This is a genomic window from Rhodococcus sp. Eu-32 (genome assembly GCF_003336925.1).
Taxonomy (GTDB): domain Bacteria; phylum Actinomycetota; class Actinomycetes; order Mycobacteriales; family Mycobacteriaceae; genus Rhodococcoides; species Rhodococcoides kyotonensis_B.
The window spans coordinates 1-17,792 of record NZ_QGNK01000022.1 but is presented as its reverse complement, the minus strand read 5'-3'; the positions used below and the strand labels follow the sequence as shown (position 1 = coordinate 17,792).

The window sequence follows — 17,792 nt, the reverse complement described above, 5'->3', positions numbered from 1 at the left end:
AACATGAGCGACACGAGCTTCCTCACCCCCGGCGACCTCCTCGCCGACGGCGTACTCCGCGACACCGACGAGACGGGGCGTTCCGACTCGTTTCTTCCTGCCCCGCAGGTGCAGAACCACGCCGCGAATCTGGCGGTGTTGCCCGACGGGTCGCTCGCGTGCGTGTGGTTCGCCGGAACGCAGGAGGGTGTCCCCGACATCAGCGTGTGGTTCTCGCGACTGGAATCGGGGGCGCAGGTGTGGAGCGAACCCGTGCAGCTTTCCGACGATCCGACGCGGTCCGAGCAGAATCCTGTTCTGTTCGTGCGTGATTCGGGCGTCGTGTGGCTGCTGTGGACGTCGCAGCATGCAGGCAATCAGGACACGGCACGGGTACTTCGTCGCATCTCCACCGACGGTGGCCTCAGCTGGGGTGATGCTCATGTTCTGATTCCCGAGACGGATGCCGGAGGCGTGTTCGTGCGTCAGCCCGTCATTGCGCTGTCGTCGGGTCGCCTGCTGCTACCGGTCTTCCACTGCGTCAAGATCGAGGGGCGAAAGTGGGTCGGTGACCGCGACTACAGCGGCGTCATGATCTCCGACGACGACGGTGAGACCTGGCGTGAGTCGGTCGTGCCGGACAGCCTCGGGTGCGTGCACATGAACATCGTCGTGCGCGAGGACGATTCGCTGGTCGCCCTCTACCGCAGCCGGTGGGCCGACTTCGTCTACCGCAGTGTCTCGACCGACGGTGGTGACACCTGGAGTGCTCCTGTGCCGACCGAGCTACCGAACAACAATTCGTCGGTTCAAGCCGTCGGTCTCGACGACGGACGGTTGGCTCTCGTCTACAACCACTCGTCGGCGCTCGACGCCACGTCACGTCGTACGTCTCTGTACGACGAGATCGACGACGACGGTTTGGCGGAAGACGGTCCCGCCGACGGTTCTGCCGCGGCGATCGAGGTCCCGATCGACGACGGGGACGCGCGGGCGGCGTTCTGGGGTGCTCCTCGGGCGCCGATGACGCTCGCGGTCTCGTCGGACGGCGGAATCACCTGGCCGGTTCGACGCAACCTCGACGAGGGCGACGGGTTCTGCCTGACGAACAACTCACGAGACGGCTCGAACCGCGAGTTCTCGTACCCGTCGATCACCGAGACCGCTGACGGGCGAATTCACGTCGCCTACACGTACTTTCGTCAAGCGATCAAGTACGTGCGGCTCGACCGAGCGTGGATCGGCGGGTCGGAGTGAGCGGACATGCCATCGTGACGGGAGTGAGCAGCGGGATCGGCGCGTCGATCGCCGCGAAGCTCCTGGGCGAGGGCTGGCGTGTGACGGGTCTGAGCCGGACGCGCCCGTCCGAAGGATTCGGCGGCGACTGGGTGGGGATCGACCTGTCCGATACTGCGGCCGTCGCAAATCTCGTTGCGACACTGGATGATCCGACGGCGGTGATTCACGCCGCCGGCGTCCAGCGATCGGGCCGCCTCGGCGTTCTGGACGCCGCACACGGCGAACAGATGTGGCGCGTGCACGTCGCTGCTGCGGAAGTGCTGGTGAACGGATTGGCGGACCGGATCGCCGACGGTGGGCGCGTCGTGTTGATCGGCAGTCGCACGATGACCGGCGTTGCCGGTAAGAGCCAGTACGTCGCGACCAAGTCGGCACTGGTCGGCATGGCCAGGTCGTGGGCGATGGAATTGGTCGACCGCGGCATCACCGTCAACGTCGTCGCCCCCGGCCCTACCGACACGCCGATGTTGAACGACCCCGGCCGCAAGAGCACTCCGCCCGTGACGCCACCGCTCGGGCACTTCATCGACCCTGTCGAGATCGCCGAGTTGGTCGCGTTCCTGCTGTCCCCGCATGCGCGGAGCATCACCGGACAAACCATCGTCCAATGCGCTGGGACGTCGCTATGACGGGGCGGTTTTCAGAAGTTCTGCGTGAAACACGCAGAAGTGGTAGCTTTAGGTGCGCGGAAAACGCAAAATCGGAAGGGAGGGCACGTCGATGAGCGAGCGTCCCGACCTCCTCGTGCTTGCCGACGATCTTTCCGGCGCCGCGGAGTGTGCTGCGGTCTTTCTGCACCGAGATGTCGACATCGCGCTCGACATCGACCGACTGCAGTCCGAGGCCGACGTCCGTGTTCTCGATCTCGGGACGAGGATCATGACAGCTGCCGACGCGGCTCGGCGACTGCGAGAAGTGCTCGACGGGGTGCCCGGGGACGTCCAGGTGGTCAAGAAGATCGATTCGATGTTGCGTGGCAACATCGCGGCCGAGCTCGAAACGCTTTCCGAGACAGGGCCTGTCGTAGTCGCGGCAGCATTGCCTGCACTGAACAGAACCACCGCGAACGGCGTCCTCCACATCGACGGTGTCCCACTGCATCTGAGCGGTCGGTGGGGCATGGAACGAACAGCACCACCGGAGTCCATCGACGACTTGCTCGCCGGAATTGCGACGGTCTCGCTGGGTGTCGGGGTGACCGAGGACGAACTGCGCTCCGCGCTGTCGTCGGGTGCCGTCGCGGTGTGCGACGCGTCGACGGACGAGGACCTCGATGCAGTCGTCGCCGCAGCGGCCTCGGTACCGGGCGTACGTCTCGTCGGCACGGCTGCGCTCGCTGCCGCCGTGGCCCGCACGCTGCCGACGCGTACCGTCGACATGAGAAATCCGGAGCCTGCCCCGGCGCTGGTCGTCGTGGGAACTGCGGAAGCCGTTGCCGTCGAACAGGTTCGATACCTCGAGCGCTCCGGCGCGACTCACGTGCAGGTCGACGTCGACGACCTGCTGAACGCACGTACCGATCCCGACACCGTCCGATCGGCATTGGCCCTCGGTGTCGCCGTACTGACGGTGTCGGGTCCGGTGGAACCGAGCAGGGCTAGCTCGGTGGCCTCGGCCCTCGGCGAACTCGTCGCAGCGGTGGTGCGCGGACGCTCGGTCGGTCTCGTTCTTACCGGAGGCGAGACCGCCCGACGCGTCATCGATGCACTCGGTATCACGACCTTGACGCCCGTCGCCGAAGTGCACCACGGCGCGGTCGTGTCGCGGACGAGCGACGGCACCCGAATAGCAACGAGGCCAGGCAGTTTCGGTGACCACGACAGTCTGGTCTCGATGAGCAACCATCTGCGCGGCATCGACGACAACGTTTTCTTCTCTCACAGTGAGGCATTGGCATGACAACAGCTCTTCCGCCCTACATTGCGGTGACCATGGGGGACGGCGCCGGAATCGGCCCCGAAGTGATCGTGCCCGCCATGATCGACCCGGCGACACTGGAACGCTGCCGTCCGGTCGTCGTCGGCGACGCCAAGCGGCTGGGGCTCGCGGCGGAGGTCCTCGGCATCGACGTCGAGATCGTGGCAGTGAACGCGGTGACCGAGGCCGAGTTCACGCCGTCGCGCATCAACGTGATCGACCTGGACCTGCTGCCCGACGACCTGCAGTGGGGCGAACTCTCCGCGGTCGCGGGCGACGCGGCCTACCAGTACATCCGGGTGGCGAGCGAACTCGCCGTGCGCGGCGAGGTCCAGTCCATCTGCACCGCGCCGCTGAACAAGGAAGCGCTGCACGCCGCCGGACACATCTTCCCGGGGCACACCGAGTTGCTGGCGCATCTGACCGGTACCGAGGAAGTGTCGATGATGTTGTCGACGCCGAAGTTGAAGGTCATCCACGTGACGACGCACATCGGTCTCCTCGACGCCGTCGCGAAGATCGAGCCGGGCTTGGTGGAGCGCACGATCCGGCGCGGCCACGAGGCGCTCGTTCGATCGGGCACGGCGAACCCGAAGATCGGAGTCTGCGGAATCAACCCGCACGCAGGCGAGAACGGGCTGTTCGGGTACGGCGAGGAAGATCTGAAGATCGTGCCTGCCGTCGAGAAGTTGAAGGCCGAGGGCATCGACGCCGTCGGGCCGTTGCCTGCGGACACCGCGTTCTTCCTCGCCGGCCGCGGTGACTACGACCTCATCGTCGCGATGTACCACGACCAGGGGCACGGCCCGGTGAAGGTGCTGGGAATCGAGGCAGGCGTCAACATCACGGTCGGACTTCCTGTCATCCGTACGTCCGTGGACCACGGAACAGCTTTCGACATTGCAGGTAAAGGAATCGCCGAGGCCGGTAGCATGGTCGAGGCACTGCGGCAGGCTGCCGAATTGGCAACCAGCCCAGCGTTACTGAGCTGAATCGAACGCCGGACAGGCAGGGGTGGCGGTGCGGGAATCGGAGATCAGGCGGAACGAGATCGTCAGGCTGGCCAAGAACGGCGGCCTGACGAGCGTCGACGAATTGTCCTCGTTGTTCGAGGTCACCGCGTCGACGATCAGGCGCGACCTCAATCACCTGACCGAACGCGGACTGCTCGCCCGAACATACGGCGGCGCCATTGCGTTGAACGGGCACCACGAGGCGTCGATCAAGCAACGGTCGCTCGAAGGCTACGACGCGAAGCGCATCATCGCGGCGTGGGCCGCCGAGCAGGTTCTGCCCGGGGAGACGGTTCTGCTCGATGCCGGAACGACCGTCGGCGCCATGGGTGAATTCCTCCGTGGTGCGACGGATCTGACGGTCATCGCCGCAGGCCTGACGGCGTTGGAAGCGCTGGCCGACGCGGAGTCGGTGCGCGTCGAGTGCCTCGGCGGCACACTGCGGCACCTGAGCCAAGGTTTCGTCGGACCGTTGGCGGAGGCGTCGCTGCAGAGGGTGTCGTTCGATCGTGCGTTCCTCGGAGCCGATGCCGTCACCGCCGAGTTCGGCATCTGCGAGGCGGGTTACGACCAGACTCGCCTGAAAGAACTGATGATGGAACGCGCGGGCAAGATCTACGTTCTCGCTCATTCGACGAAGCTCGGGCAGAAACCTTTTCACGCGTGGGCTCCCATTCCGGCGGGGACGACGCTCGTCACCGATTCGGGCGCCACACCTGAGCAGATCGAACCGTTCGAGAAAGCCGCGATCGACGTGGTGATTGTCTGACGTGCATCCGGGGTAGCCAACACCCGTTGTCTACTGCAAGGAGTGCACGATGCGTTATGACTACCTCATCGTCGGGGGCGGTATGGTCGCCGACAACGCAGCACGCGGTATTCGTGAGAAGGACAGTTCCGGATCCATCGGGATTCTGAGCGCCGATACCGACGATCCGTACACCCGCCCCGCGCTGTCCAAGAAGTTGTGGACGGACAAGGATTTCGGTCGCGATCAGGTTCCGCTGAACACGGTGGCCGACACCGGCGCGGAGATCCACAAGTCGACGCGTGCCGCGGCGGTCGATCGCGAAAGCCGTTCCGTTACAACAGAATCCGGTGACACGTACGGATATGGCACCCTGCTGTTCGCAACCGGAGCGTCGCCCGTGCAATTGGAACTGGCGCCCAGCCCACGCGTCATCTATTTCCGCACCTATGCGGATTACCGTGCGCTACGCGAACTGTCGAAGACCGCGTCGCACATCGCCGTCGTCGGTGGCGGCTACATCGGTACCGAAATCGCATCGGGACTGTCGCTGAACGGAGTGAAGGTCACCCTCGTCACCTCCGACGACGTGCTCGGCGGGCACATGTTCCCCGAAGTCCTCGCGGCCTCGTTCGACGAAGGTTTCACCGAACACGGCGTCACCGTCCGGCGCTCGGTCAAGGTCGAATCCGGAGCCGAGGCGTCGGCACGCGTCCAGTTGCAACTCGACGACGGGTCGAGTGTCGAAGCCGATGGCGTCGTGTTCGGACTCGGTGTGCGCCCGAACGTCGAACTGGCCGAGGCCGCGGGCCTCGAGGTCGACAACGGAATCATCGTCGACGAATACCTCCGCACCGGCGATCCCCACGTGTATGCGGCAGGCGACGTCGCCAACTACCCGGACGCCATCCTCGGGCGTCGTCGGATCGAGCACGTCGACAACGCCAACGAGATGGGCAAGGCCGTCGGACGACTCATGGCCGGTGGCACGGACCCCTACACGTACACGCCGTACTTCTATTCCGATGTCTACGACGACGGCTATCAGGCCGTCGGAACCGTCAGTACGTCGCTGAAGACGGTGGAGGACTGGAAGACCAAGCCCAAGGAGGGCGTCGTCTACTACGTCGACGACGACGGCGTGGTCAACGGCGTCCTGATGTGGAACGTCTGGGAGGGTCTCGACGAGGCGAAACAGCTCATCGCCGACGGCGCGAAGCCCCCGTCCGGCAACTAGGCGCCGTTCGCGGCACGCGGCGCACGAATCTGGGACAGTGGACAGGGTCCAGGAGACCCAGGAGTCGAACATGACCGAACATCCCGCGCTCGGAAGCGACCGAGAGCGCGTCGAAGAGCAGGTACGACGGTGGTGCGACGACGCGCGCCTCGACGGGCGGCGCCCACCACTGTCCGACGCCGCGGCCGTCGCCATCGCCGCGGGCAGGCTCGACGAACCGACGCGGACGATTCTCGCGGCACGACGCCGCTCGGGGAGGACACTCCCGTCGATCGGTGGGTTCGCTGCGATTCGGGTGCTCGCCGACGAGCGGGAGCGGTGGCTCGCCAAGGACACCCGGAACAAGCCCGGCTCGGCAATCGTCTACCGCATGCGGGCAGCCGAACTGGGCAAACGGCTCGACCATCTCCGTACCACCGTCGTGATGTCCAACAAGCACTACGCAAACGGTGTCCGTGCCGTCCGACGCGAACGCCGCGACGGACTGCATCTGGACCTCGACCAACGGGATGCCTTGTTCGATGCACTGCGTCACACGCCGGTCCCGAAGGCGGAGGCAGGAACGGTCGTCGAACGCGCGGGGTTCTCTGCGCTCGACTCCGCCGCCGACAAGGTGGTGGACGCGTCGAGGAACACTCGGTTCCGTGAACTCGGCGGCCGTGCGTCCAGCCTGATCACGCAGTTCACCGATAGACGCGACGACGTGTTCGACGACAGGTACGAGACGCTGCTCTTCCTCGCGGGCGCGTCGTACGACCGCGTGCAGGCGTCGCCTGCGTGGCGCTCGGAACATTTCGTGGTGCAGCGCACGCAACTCGATCTCGCGGACGAGCTGACCCAGGTTGCCGTCGACGCGAACGCGCTGCGCGAGATCTCCTCGGAACTCGAAGGCGTCGCCACGATGATGTTCGACGACGTCACGCGGGACCAGGTGGCGACGCGTCGCGCCGCCTTGGACGCCGTGTGGAGGCAGTTGATCGATCGTGTCGCAGCGCTCGTTCGGGTCGCGGACCTGGTGACCCGTGCCGAGGGGGAGGTGCGCACGATGGACGTCGTGCAGAAGGCACGCAGTCTCGACGACCGCATCGACGCTCTCATCGCGCGGGCGGGCAATCGCGAATTGTCCGCGGACAACACGCATTTCGTGGGCGATCAGCTGCGGTGACCATGTGCGCGAAAATGCATAGCGGGCTATGTATTTTCGCGCACATGACTGCCGGCCCTAGGCGACGATCGCGAACAGCACCGCTGCCACCGCGAAGCTGACCACGGACAGGATCGTCTCGAGCACCGTCCATGTCTGCAGCGTCTGCTTCACCGTCATGTTGAAGAACTTCGCGATGATCCAGAAGCCGCCGTCGTTGACGTGGCTCAGGATGATCGATCCCGCCGCGATGGACATCGCGACCAATGCCGTGGCCATCGGCGAGTAGTTCTGTGCCGCGACGAGCGGTCCGACGATGCCGCCGGTCGTCACGATCGCGACCGTCGCGGAACCCTGTGCGATGCGCAACGCGCAGCTGATGACGTAGGCCAGGACGATGATCGGGAGTCCCGCTGCGGACATCGCGTCGGCGAGCGCGGTGCCGATGCCGGTTGCGGAGATGACCTTGCCGAAGAACGCACCTGCGCCGACGACGAGAAGCAACATGCCGACGGGTCGCAGCGATTCACCGGTCAGTGTGCTCAGTTCCTGGACTGTGGACCCACGCCTGATGCCGAGCACGTAGAACGCGATGAGGACGGCGATCAACAGTGCGACGGCAGGCGTGCCGAGGAACGTGAGAACCTCGAGCAGATTGCCCGGCTCGAGCAAGATGCTGCCGAACGTCGCTCCCAGGATGAGCACGAGCGGCACCGCGATGATAGCCCCGATGACGGCGACGGACGGGGGAGTGGTCACGACGGGACGCTTCGTGGTGACCGACGTGCCGCCGCCCGCGCTGTCGCCGTTCTCGTCGGCTTCGTTGATGAAGTCCTCGGGCACGTCGACGATGACGCGCTTGCCGATCCAACTACCCCACGCAAGACCTGCGGCGAGGAACCCGGGTATACCGCACACGAATCCCATCAGGATCAGCCAGCCGAGGTTGACCTCCAGCAGACCACCGAGCGCAACGGGTCCCGGGTGCGGCGGCAGGAACGCGTGCGTCATCGACAGGCCGGCAAGCATCGGAAGGGCATACAGCACCAACGACTTTCCGCCTTGGCGCGCAGCAACGTAGACGAGCGGGGCGAGAACGAAGATGCCGATGTCGAAGAAGACGGGAATGCCGAAGATCAGGCCGAGCAGACCCATCGCGACAGGTGCACCACGTTCACCGAAGATGCCGAGCAGTTTCGACGTCAACGCCTGTGCGCCGCCGGATCTTTCGAGTATTGCGCCGAGCACGGTGCCTAGTCCGATGATGACGGCGATGTGCCCGAGGATGCCTCCGAATCCTGTTTCCAGCAGGGACTCGTTGCTCTTGATCGCCGTGCCGACGATCTCCGAAACCGGAAGTCCCGCTGCAAGAGCCAGGCCGAGACCCACGATCAGCAGCGCGACGAACGGTTCGAGTTTGACCTTGATGATGACGACGAGAAGCACTGCGATGGCGACGCCACACAGTACGAGAAGGCCAGGTGTCGACGTCCTGAGCCAATCGACGACGCTACTCATGGGGTGCCTTTCAATAGCGGGAGTGGAGCCTGCGGTACGACCCAGATGGGCGGGAGATGTAGCGGAGAGGTGGGGTTCATTGCTGGGGACCGAGAGATTCGACGAATGTTTTCGCACGTGAGGCGATGTCGTCCCAATTGCTCGCCGCGACGCTGGCAGGGGGGACGACGTCGGTGCCCGCGGTCACCGCGACGGCACCGTGCTTCAGGAACTCGGCCGCGTTGGACGCGTTGACGCCCCCGGACGGCACGAGTCGGGCGTCCGGAAGTGGGCCGAGAAGGTCCTTGAAGTGCGCAGGCCCGAGTGCACGGGCGGGAAATATCTTGACTGCTGCTGCGCCGAGGTCGATCGCGTTCATGACCTCGGTCGGAGTCAACGCGCCCATCATGACCGGAATGCCTTGTGCTACGGCCACTTCGGCTACTTCCGGGCGCAACCCGGGAGTCACGAGGAATTGCGCACCGGCATCGATCGCAGATCGCGCCTGCTCGCCCGTCAGGACGGTGCCCGCACCGATGACGGCGCCGGCGTCGGCTGCGTCCCGAAGCAGCTGCAGAACCCCCGGCGTCGTGAACGTGAGTTCGACGGCACGTATCCCGCCGCGCGCCACCGCGTCGGCCAGAGCTGCGGGGTCGGAGATCGACGGGGCTCGCACGACGGCGAGTGCACGGTCGTCGAGAATGGTCTGTAGTGCGTTCATGTCATCCGTCTCAGTGAATGCCCGGCCAGGTTGCCGGTCGGTTGTCCGTCGTCGATTGCGAGTGCGCCGTTGACGATCACATGGCTGATCCCCACGGCCTGTTGTTTCGGCTTCTCGAAGGTAGCTGTGTCGGAAACCGTTGCGGGATCGAACAGTACGAGGTCTGCGGCGTTGCCCTCGGCAATGGTGCCGCGATCGCTCAAACCGAGACGTCCGGCGGGCCGGCCCGTCAGATGGTTGATGCAGTCTTCGAGCCCGAGGAGTCGTTCTTCCCTGACGTAGTGTCCGAGGTACCGCGGAAACGTGCCCCACGCGCGAGGGTGGGGGCGTTCTCCGACGAGGATCGCGTCGCTGCCACCCATGTGGTGCGGGTGCGCCATGATGGCACGAACGTTGTCCTCGTGACCGACGTGCTGCAGGATGGTCGTCGCAAGTTGGTCTTTCTGCAGGATGTCGAAGAAGACGTCGACGGGGGCCTCGCCACGGTCGGCTGCGATGTCGATCATCGTCCGTCCGACGTAGGGGTCGAGTTCCGGATTCGCGACGCCGCTGAGTTGGATCGTCTCCCATTCGACCGTGACCCCGTGGCACCCGTCCGAGCCGTTGACGTCGACGTCTTCGGCGATGCGGGCGCGCATCTCCGGGTCGTCCATCCGGGCCAACGCCTGGTCCGGCCCTCCCGACATCGCCCAACTCGGCAGGAGCGCCGACAGAGTGGTCGCACCGGGAAGATACGGATACGTGTCCAGGGTGACGTCGCACCCGTCGGCGATGGCAGCGTCGACCATGGCCAGAAATTCACCTGCCCGACCGCGGTTCACCCCGAAGTTCATGGTGGCGTGGGTCAGGTGCAGGGCGCATCCCGTCTCGCGGGCGAGATCGAGCATCTCCTTGTAGGCCTCGAGCGCACCGGCACCGTACGACCGGGTGTGTGGTGCGTAGAAGCCGCCGAACTCCGCGACCACTTCACACAGCGCACGAAGCTCGCTCGTGTCCGCGTACATACCGGGGGTGTAGGTCAACCCACTCGACATTCCGACGGCACCCTCGGCCAACCCTTGCGCGAGAAGCTCTCGCATGTGAGCTGTTTCGCGTGCGGTCGCGGGTCGCTGATCGCCGCCGACGGCAAGGTAACGCAGCGTTCCCTGCGGAACGAGGTACGCCGCATTCGGGGTGATGCCTCGGTCGAGACGCGCCAGATATTCGGCGACGGACCGCCACGAGAAATCGAGGTCCGACGGGTTTCCGTTCCACCCTGCGATCTGCCGACGAACGATGTCGAGTGTCGCATCGTCGATGGGTGCGTACGCAATTCCGTCCTGGCCGATGACTTCGGTCGTGACGCCCTGGCTGATCTTGGGGAAGTGACCGGGATCGGTCAGCAGCCCGAGGTCGGAGTGCGCGTGCATGTCGATGAACCCGGGCGACAGGACATGTCCCGGAGGCACGTCGATGATGCGATCCGTCCCGTCCAGAAGTCCTGGGGCGGTGACGGATTCGATCCGTCCGTTCTTCACGAGCACGTCGCGCCGGATACGCGGGGCACCGGTTCCGTCGACGACGTCCGCACCGCGAATGAGCAATTCGGTCATGATCGGTCCTAGAAGAAGGTGTGGACGAGGTCGACGACGCGAGGGTCCTCGGCATCGGCGTCGTCGATCACAGGAATAAGCCGCCATTTGTCGAATGCCGTACAGGGATGCGAGAGACCCAGTCGTACAACGGATCCGATCGGTGCAGCTGCGTCGTCGTCGGGGAAGCGGAGGAATGCGTGCTGATCGTTGAGGGCGGTGACCTCGGCCGCATCGATCGACTGAGGTGTCGGAAGGCCCTCGTCGAACGGCAGGTCTCGCTTACCCGCGTCGAGCAGCGCCAGACCGGGCTCCGGCCGCGAGACGACGCGAGCCCACCCGTGCATCGCCGACGTCAGCGCATCGTCGGAGCGCGCAGGGATCATCGGCGAAATCTGCGAGTAGAAACCGTCGTCGTGGATGATGTACGCCCCGGAACGGAGAACGACCGACGTCGGAACGCCTCGCGCACCGTCCTCGTCCGCGAACGACGCCAACCGCTCGACCACGAGATCCTGATACGCGCTGCCGCCTGCAGTGATAACCGCGGTGCCGGAGTAGAGGCCGGCAGCGTCGAGTTCGCGGTGCAGCGCGCCGACGGCGTCGAGATACGTTCGAACCGCATCTAGGCCGCTGTCCGATCGGTCGTGGCTCAGTGCCCCCTCGTATCCGCCGACGCCGACGAGGTTCAGTCGTGGAGAGTCGGCGACAGCTTTCGCGACGGACCGCGCCTCCTCGATGGTGCGCGCGCCGGTACGGCCGTGTTCACCACCGAGTTCGACGACGATGTCGACGGGTCGCGTGCCCGTGGCGTTGTCCAGGATGTGGTTCATGGCCCGAACCGTGTCGAGGCCGTCTGCCCAGCAGACGAATTCGAATTCCGGGTGCTCGTCGAGTTCGCGCGCGAGCCACGTCAGGCCGACTGGGTCGACGAGGGCGTTGGCCAGCATGATCCGGTCCACACCGAAACTGCGTGCGGTCTGAACCTGCCAGATGGTTGCGAGTGTGATGGCCCAGGCGCCGGATTCGAGCTGACGTCTCCACAGGGTCGGCGCCATCGTCGTCTTGCCGTGCGGGGCGAGCTTCACGCCGGATTTCTCGGCCCACGTCGCCATGACGTCGACGTTGTGCTGCAGTCGGCCGTCGTCCAGCGTGAGCAGTGGGGTCTGGAATTGGCTGAGAGTCGGTCGCGTCGCGAGGAATTCGCGGATTCCCAGTCCCCACGCCTGCGGGGGAACAGATTTGTGTTCGGGTCCGAGCACTCGCGACGCAAGGGCGTCGACGACATTCGAGTCGATCAAGACAAGACCTCCAGGCCTGACTTCGCTTTGCGTTGCGTATTTTGCAACGCAAGTTGCGCAAAATGTTTGTGCTCAGTAGTGTGCAACGAACTGGGGGAAAGTCGCAAGCATTCGAAGGAGATCGATGTGACGTCGCCGCGAGCGATCTGCGTCGGCGAGGGGTTGGTGGTCCTCGTTGCGGAACCGGGCCCATTGGAGAATTCCGAAACGTTCACCAGGTCGGCCGGTGGTGCGGAAGCCAACGTGGCGAGAGTGCTCGCTCAGTTGGGCGTGTCGTCCTCGTGGATCTCGAGGGTGGGCAACGACGGCTTCGGCCGTTACCTGCTGACGCAGCTCGTCGACGCCGGCGTCGATGTCTCCGCTGTCGTCCTCGACGAGAGCCGACCGACCGGCATGTACGTCAAGCAGCGCGGCGGTGGAACGGGGTCCGAATGGGATCTCCCCGACGGGGACAGTCGGATGACGTATTTCCGGACCGGTTCCGCTGCAAGTGCGTTGTCGCCCCGCGACATCGGCGGGGGAGCTGCTGCGGATGCGATCGGGTCGGCCGAAATCGTGCATTTCTCGGGCATCACGGTCGCGTTGTCCGAGTCGGCCGAACGGATGACACGCGCGTTGATCGCCGGTGACGGTCTCGTCAGCTTCGATCTCAATTACCGGCCCGCGTTGTGGGCCAACAGGATCGACGACGCATCGCGAGTTCTCGCCGACCATGTGCGTGGCAGCGACGTGGTCCTGATGGGAGCCGATGAGGCGGGCGTGGTCTTCGGTCTCGACGATCCGGCCGCGCTGCGCGCCGAGTTTCCGGAACCGCGACATCTCGTGATCAAGAACGACGCGCATGTCGTGACGGCGTTCGACGCCGACGAGCGTGTCGACGTTCCCGCGCTCCGGCTCGATGTGGTGGAGAAGATCGGTGCGGGCGACGCCTTCGCCGGCGGATTCCTCGGTGGTTTGCTGAACGGGCTGTCGGCGGAAGGGCGAGTCCGCCTCGGGCATCTGTGCGCGGCGGGTGCGCTCACGGCTCGGGGTGACGTGGCGACGATTCTCGCCGGGCCCAGTCTCGATGCAGCAATCGGTCTGTCGGCCGACGAATGGACGCGAATTCACTACGGGGAGTTGGTGAGTGCATGAGTCAGAGTCTGTCGCGAGCGTTGACGATCCTCGGTCTGCTCGGCGACGAGGGTCGATCGCTGGATCAGCTCGCCACCGAACTGGGTGTCCACAAGACGACGGTGCTGCGTCTGCTGCGGACGATGGAAGCCGACCGGTTCGTCCAGCACGACGCGGAGCATCGGTACATGCTGGGATCGAGATTCTTCGAACTGGCCAGTCACGCGCTCGAGCAACGTGACGTCAGGACCGTCGCGCGCCCGCATCTGGCTGCGCTCAACGCGTCGACCGGTCAGACCATCCACCTCGCCACCTACGAGAACGGCGAGGCCATCTACATCGACAAGTTCGACGCCAAGCAGAGCGTGCGCATGTACTCGCGCGTCGGCAGACCCGCAGCCTTGCACTGCACCGCGGTGGGCAAAGTCCTGGTATCGGCGAGGCCTCGGTCCGAACAGGTCGAGATCGCGAACAATCTCGGGTACCAGCGATTCACCGACAAAACGATCGATTCGGCCGAGCGCTACCTCGCCGAACTGGAACTCGTTGCGCAGCAAGGCTTCGCGGAGGATCACGAGGAACACGAGTCGTTCGTCAACTGCGTGGGCGTGCCCGTGCGCAACGGAGTGGGCGACACAGTGGCCGCTGTGTCGATGTCCGTCCCCGACATGCTGTTGGACCACGCTCAGGTACTGGCAACGCTGCCCGAGATCTTGGCTACCGCAGCGGCGATATCGGCAGACCTCGGGTGGAGGTCTGCCACAGAAACTTCGACCATCGAAGACAACATGAACGTGAAAGGAATCCGATGAGCGAGAAGATCGCAGTCCGCACCGATGCAGCTCCCGCACCCGCACACACCTTCTCCCAGGGCGTACGCAAGGGCCCTTTCGTGCAGGTGTCGGGGCAAGGACCCGTCGACCCCGAGACCAACGAGTACCTGTACCCGGGGGACGTCGCTGCGCAGACGACGCGCACGCTCGAGAACGTGCGCGCCATCGTCGAGGCGAGTGGAGCGACGTTCGACGACGTCGTCATGCTCCGCGTGTACCTGACCAAGCGCGAGGACTTCGCGATCATGAACGACGCGTACGGCGAGTTCGTGCAGAAGCACACGAAGGGTGACGTGCTGCCCAGTCGTACGACAGTGTTCACTGGGCTGCCCCGCGAGGAAATGCTGGTGGAGATCGACGCGGTGGCCATCGTCTGACGCACTACGCGTTGCTGATGCGTCGGGTGTTCCGACCGCATCAGGCGTTGTCGAAGAACGCGGCGGTGCGGAGCGTGAGGCGGAGTGTGGCCACGATGCGGTCCCATGGAACGGCCTCCGCTTCGTACTCGTCCATCGCGTCGGTGTCGCCGCGTTCTTCTGCTTCGAGTGCGCACTCTCGCCACGACCGAGCTTGGTCGGAGCAGAACGCTTCGTAGCCTGCGATCTTGGTCCTGTCCTGGCCGCATACCGATACGACGAGTTCCACGTCGACGGCACCCTCGGCCGCGGAGTCCAACTCGAGCAGAGCCAACAAATCGGGCGGCACGTCGCAGTCGGCGTCGTGGTGCGCATCGTCGTCCGAGGCCGTGAAATCCGGTTCGGGGCGGGGATCCGGTCCTGTGTACGCGACGACTCCGCCGAGGTGGTCGGCGAAGGACGCGTCGACGCGCATGACGAACTCGGCCAGACGATGAAAAGCGGCGTCGAGATGTCGAGGCACTAGAGGTTGTGCGTCGACGCTGGCCGCGACGTGCACGCGGTCGTCGACCAGGAGGAATTTCAATCGGGAGTGGCGGCGATTGAGGTCGGCGACCAATTCGGCTGCACGCGTACGACCCGAGATCCGCTCTACGACTGGCGCGTGGATACGTACTTCGGTCGGACCGGCCACATAGACGTATGCGGTGACCAGCCCCAACATGATGGCGACGCTCTTGTCGGCGGAGAGCTCGACGTCGAGTCCCGTGACGTTGCGCAAACAGCGCAGAACCACGCGCTCGAGCTCGTCCTCGCGATCGGTCGTTACGGCAGTGGTCGGGTCGTATGCTTCGGCGCCCCTGGAATCCTCGTCACCGTCGAGAAACGCGGGGTGCGTAACGCCCCACACGGTTCTGATTTCGCCGACGGCCAGGTATGCCAGATGATCGGCCCACGCGGCCGGTTTCTCGACGACGTTCGTCGACGATTCGGCATCGTGCGCCCATGGCGGAACAGGTGCCGACAACGCGGTCGTGGTGCAGGCAATCGTGTCCGACGGCGTCCTGCGAAAGGTCATGGTCGGCCGTCGTCGGTCGTCCGGAACGAATGCCGGACACAGCGTGATTTCGGCGGTGCCGTGCGCAAGCCGATCCGCCAACCGGCGAGTGAATGCACCCCAGTCCTTCCCGGTCGCCTCGTCAAGATCCAGCCCATCGAACGTCGACATGTGTTCCCCGTTTCTGCCGCTTCGGACTTCTCGAACGGGTGGGAAGGTAGACGGGGGTACCGACAGGTTTCGGGCTGTCAGTGACAGGGACGGACGATCAGCGCTGGAACCAACAGCTCTGCCGACGTCAACGAGCCGTGATGACCGCGGAGTCGAGCCGCTATCGACTCGGCATCGGTCCGCACCAAGGCGGATCGATCGTGCGCAAGCGCAAGTAGGTCGCCGATCCGCCCGTACGCCGCCTGCGACACGGCCGGGCCGAACCAGCCGTTGTCGACGGCCTCGTCTTTGGTGACGACAGTGAAACTTCTCCCCAGTTCGGCCTTCCACGCGTCGTACACGTCCGACGTTGCTCCCTTCCGGGTGTAGACGTACCTCATTCGTGCTTCGCCGCCCAGCTGTCCGACGCCGGCGCGTAGGGCAGGCGACGCGTCGTAGTCGACACGGTCTCCGATTTCGACCATGCCGTGGTCGGAGACGACCACCAACGCTCCGTCCGTCGGAACCGTCTCGGCCAGCGATTGTGCGAGCCGATCGACCTGACGGAGCTCCGCCCGCCACGCGTCGGAACTCGGTCCGCGTACGTGTCCGACGAGATCGAGGTCGCCGAAGTACGTATAGGCCAATGTCGGACCAGGGGAGGACAGAACGTCGGCGACATTCCCGACGAGGTCACCGGCCGTGATCGACGTTCGGAACGACGCCCCGCGCAACGATGCACGCGTCAGACCGGAGCCGTTCTGCAGCGCGGGGCCGACGTGGAAGATCCCGACGCCCGACGCCACACCGTGTTCGAACGAGGTGCGTGTCGGTTGAAAAGTCTCCGGAACGAGGTCGGGGGGAAGTTCGTCGGAGCTCGACGACCCCTGCAGTGCCCACTTCAGGGAGTTCATCAGCCTCTTGTGGCCGGGTGGTGAGACGAGATAGCCGACGATTCCGTGCTCACCGGGAGGTAAGCCGGTGCCCAAGGAGCTGAGACTCGTGGCGGTCGTGCTCGGAAAGCCGGCGGTGATCGAGTTGCTCGTGTGCGACGTCAGAAACGGCGCGTCGTCCGGGTGTGCCGCCAACTGCTCGGCGCCCAGGCCGTCGACGACGAGAAGGCAGATGCGTCGGGCGCCCTCGAGTTCGAAACCGATTCTGTCGGTCGTACCCGGGACGCCGAGATGGGCGAGGATCGATGGGACGACGTCGGCAAGCGACGCGGATCCATATCGGGGTTGCAGAAGCATGCCACCACCGTAGGACGCCGGGGCAATCGCTCGCTGTGTGTTGTTAACAGTTTCAGCGCGCTGACCAGGCGATTTGCGCAAGTGTTCTCGTTGGCGTAACTTTTGTCGAGTCAGAGCGACACGGACACCGACCCGAGCCGAGAGGCGCGGGACACGAGGTTGGACGAGGTTAGCACTGACAGCCCCGGATAAGGTAAGAAAGTAACCGCGTCCGGGATACGAACGTGTAAGCCCCAGAGCAATCGCGAAAGCGAGAGCGATGGTGTGCGCGTGTTCTTTGAGAACTCAACAGTGTGTCGATGAATGTCAGTGCCGAATGTTTTTGGCGCTCATGCCTTGTGGGGTGTGGGTGTGACGTCTTCTTGCTTCATTCTTCCCGTCTGGGGTGAGGGGACATTTTTTGCTAGTTGAGTTTTTTTGCTAGTGATTTGGCTCTTTGGTTTTTGAACTGATTGCGTGGTTTTCGGACTGCGTGGTTGAGAGTCTTTTACGGAGAGTTTGATCCTGGCTCAGGACGAACGCTGGCGGCGTGCTTAACACATGCAAGTCGAGCGGTAAGGCCTTTCGGGGTACACGAGCGGCGAACGGGTGAGTAACACGTGGGTG

At 64.7% G+C, this 17,792-nt stretch carries 16 protein-coding genes and 1 rRNA gene; 11 read left to right on the top strand and 6 right to left on the bottom strand.

Going from position 1 to position 17,792, the window contains the following annotated elements:
- Positions 1-3: 3 nt before the first annotated feature.
- The 7 genes from DK926_RS21840 (at position 4) to DK926_RS21810 (ending at position 7,358) form a co-directional block, all read left to right on the top strand.
- Positions 4-1,236 carry an exo-alpha-sialidase gene (locus DK926_RS21840; protein ID WP_114332150.1) on the top strand — a complete coding sequence of 411 codons (1,233 nt, stop codon included), beginning with the start codon at positions 4-6 and terminating at the stop codon, positions 1,234-1,236.
- Positions 1,215-1,907 (top strand): SDR family oxidoreductase, encoded by a 693-nt coding sequence (locus tag DK926_RS21835; protein WP_347812650.1) that lies wholly within the window; start codon positions 1,215-1,217, stop codon positions 1,905-1,907. The genes DK926_RS21840 and DK926_RS21835 overlap by 22 nt, the downstream gene beginning before the upstream one ends.
- Positions 1,908-1,998: 91 nt before the next feature.
- Positions 1,999-3,177: a four-carbon acid sugar kinase family protein gene (locus DK926_RS27120; protein ID WP_114332149.1), complete on the top strand. Its 1,179-nt coding sequence runs from the start codon at positions 1,999-2,001 to the stop codon at positions 3,175-3,177.
- Positions 3,174-4,187, top strand: a complete 1,014-nt coding sequence (gene pdxA / locus DK926_RS27115; protein WP_114332148.1) for a 4-hydroxythreonine-4-phosphate dehydrogenase PdxA — start codon at positions 3,174-3,176, stop codon at positions 4,185-4,187. Before DK926_RS27120 ends, pdxA begins: the two co-directional genes overlap by 4 nt.
- A gap of 28 nt (positions 4,188-4,215) precedes the next feature.
- Positions 4,216-4,977, top strand: coding sequence for a DeoR/GlpR family DNA-binding transcription regulator (locus tag DK926_RS21820; RefSeq protein ID WP_243636955.1), 762 nt, complete (start codon positions 4,216-4,218; stop codon positions 4,975-4,977).
- Between the two features lie 49 nt (positions 4,978-5,026).
- Complete coding sequence (locus DK926_RS21815; protein ID WP_114332146.1) at positions 5,027-6,193, top strand: FAD-dependent oxidoreductase; 1,167 nt, start codon at positions 5,027-5,029, stop codon at positions 6,191-6,193.
- A 70-nt stretch (positions 6,194-6,263) separates the two neighbouring features.
- A complete protein-coding gene (locus DK926_RS21810) occupies positions 6,264-7,358 on the top strand; it encodes a hypothetical protein (protein ID WP_114332192.1) in 1,095 nt (364 codons plus the stop codon).
- A gap of 57 nt (positions 7,359-7,415) precedes the next feature.
- Here DK926_RS21810 and DK926_RS21805 read toward each other — a convergent pair whose 3' ends face one another.
- From DK926_RS21805 to DK926_RS21790, 4 genes are all read right to left on the bottom strand, one after another.
- The gene (locus DK926_RS21805; RefSeq protein WP_068427188.1) at positions 7,416-8,855 is read right to left on the bottom strand and encodes a gluconate:H+ symporter; all 1,440 of its coding nucleotides are present in this window, start codon (positions 8,853-8,855) and stop codon (positions 7,416-7,418) included.
- A gap of 76 nt (positions 8,856-8,931) precedes the next feature.
- The gene (locus tag DK926_RS21800; RefSeq protein WP_114332145.1) at positions 8,932-9,555 is read right to left on the bottom strand and encodes a bifunctional 4-hydroxy-2-oxoglutarate aldolase/2-dehydro-3-deoxy-phosphogluconate aldolase; all 624 of its coding nucleotides are present in this window, start codon (positions 9,553-9,555) and stop codon (positions 8,932-8,934) included.
- Positions 9,552-11,147, bottom strand: coding sequence for a D-aminoacylase (locus tag DK926_RS21795; protein WP_114332144.1), 1,596 nt, complete (start codon positions 11,145-11,147; stop codon positions 9,552-9,554). Before DK926_RS21795 ends, DK926_RS21800 begins: the two co-directional genes overlap by 4 nt.
- A gap of 8 nt (positions 11,148-11,155) precedes the next feature.
- A complete protein-coding gene (locus DK926_RS21790) occupies positions 11,156-12,427 on the bottom strand; it encodes an alanine racemase (RefSeq protein WP_114332143.1) in 1,272 nt (423 codons plus the stop codon).
- 126 nt (positions 12,428-12,553) lie between these two features.
- On the opposite strand from DK926_RS21790, the gene DK926_RS21785 reads away from it, so the two are divergent.
- Genes DK926_RS21785 through DK926_RS21775 form a run of 3 tightly spaced genes read left to right on the top strand, consistent with a single transcriptional unit; the run spans position 12,554 to position 14,750 of the window.
- Positions 12,554-13,561 carry a sugar kinase gene (locus DK926_RS21785; protein ID WP_243636954.1) on the top strand — a complete coding sequence of 336 codons (1,008 nt, stop codon included), beginning with the start codon at positions 12,554-12,556 and terminating at the stop codon, positions 13,559-13,561.
- Entirely contained in the window at positions 13,558-14,352 is a 795-nt protein-coding gene (locus DK926_RS21780; protein ID WP_114332142.1) for an IclR family transcriptional regulator, read from the top strand. Before DK926_RS21785 ends, DK926_RS21780 begins: the two co-directional genes overlap by 4 nt.
- A complete protein-coding gene (locus tag DK926_RS21775) occupies positions 14,349-14,750 on the top strand; it encodes a RidA family protein (protein WP_068427194.1) in 402 nt (133 codons plus the stop codon). The genes DK926_RS21780 and DK926_RS21775 overlap by 4 nt, the downstream gene beginning before the upstream one ends.
- A gap of 40 nt (positions 14,751-14,790) precedes the next feature.
- Here DK926_RS21775 and DK926_RS21770 read toward each other — a convergent pair whose 3' ends face one another.
- Positions 14,791-15,957 carry a hypothetical protein gene (locus DK926_RS21770; protein ID WP_114332141.1) on the bottom strand — a complete coding sequence of 389 codons (1,167 nt, stop codon included), beginning with the start codon at positions 15,955-15,957 and terminating at the stop codon, positions 14,791-14,793.
- A gap of 77 nt (positions 15,958-16,034) precedes the next feature.
- Complete coding sequence (locus DK926_RS21765) at positions 16,035-17,186, bottom strand: nucleotide pyrophosphatase/phosphodiesterase family protein (protein WP_114332140.1); 1,152 nt, start codon at positions 17,184-17,186, stop codon at positions 16,035-16,037.
- A 486-nt stretch (positions 17,187-17,672) separates the two neighbouring features.
- Between DK926_RS21765 and DK926_RS21760 the strand changes: the two genes are divergently transcribed.
- Positions 17,673-17,792, top strand: a 16S ribosomal RNA gene (locus DK926_RS21760); the annotation flags it as partial.